The organism is Pseudomonas sp. K5002, from assembly GCF_013386655.1.
Taxonomy (GTDB): Bacteria; Pseudomonadota; Gammaproteobacteria; order Pseudomonadales; family Pseudomonadaceae; genus Aquipseudomonas.
Window position 1 is genome coordinate 1 of sequence record NZ_JACARK010001356.1, and the last position, 743, is coordinate 743.

Consider the following 743-nt stretch of genomic DNA (forward strand, 5'->3'; position numbering starts at 1 on the left):
CCGAGCGAGTTCGTGCCGCTGGCCGAGCAGAGCGGCTTGATCGTGCCGCTGGGCTACTGGGTGATTTCCCGGGCCCTGCGCGACATGCAGGACCTGCGCGGACGCGGGATTGCGCCGTTGCACATGGCGGTCAACCTGTCGTTCCGCCAGTTTCAGGACAGCCAACTGCTCAGCACCCTCAGCCGGCTGATTGCCGAGCGCGGCGTGGAAGCCCAGTGGCTGGAATTTGAGCTGACGGAAACCGCCGTGATGCGCCGCAGCGACCTGGTCAAGCAGACCATGGATGCGCTGGGCCGCCTGGGTGTGCGCTTTTCCCTGGATGACTTTGGCACCGGCTTTTCGTCGTTCGTGCACCTCAACAGCCTGCCGATTGCCTTGCTGAAGATCGACAAGAGCTTTGTCGGCGGCATGGAAGAGCGCGAAGAGAATCGCAAGCTGGTGCACGCCATGATCAACCTGGCTCATAACCTGAACCTGGAAGTGGTCGCCGAGGGCGTGGAAACCGCCGAGCAACTGGCGTTGCTGCGGTTGTTCGGCTGCGATCAGGCCCAGGGTTACCTGATCAGCAAGCCGTTGCCGTTGGCGGAACTGGTGGACTACCTGACGTTTGGTGATAGCCAGGAACTGGTGGGCGGCGTGATCTGATGTTGTGAACCCGATCAAAAATGTGGGAGCGGGCTTGCTCGCGAATGCGGTGGGTCAGCCATGAATTGGTTGGCTGAAATACCGCATTCGCGAGCAAG

Annotated in this window: 1 protein-coding gene; it reads left to right on the plus strand. The window is 61.4% G+C overall.

What is annotated here, in order from left to right:
• The coding region (locus HX846_RS36335) for an EAL domain-containing protein (RefSeq protein WP_178967360.1) at nt 1-645 on the plus strand (645 nt) is incomplete at its 5' end.
• Between the last annotated feature and the right edge of the window lie 98 nt (nt 646-743).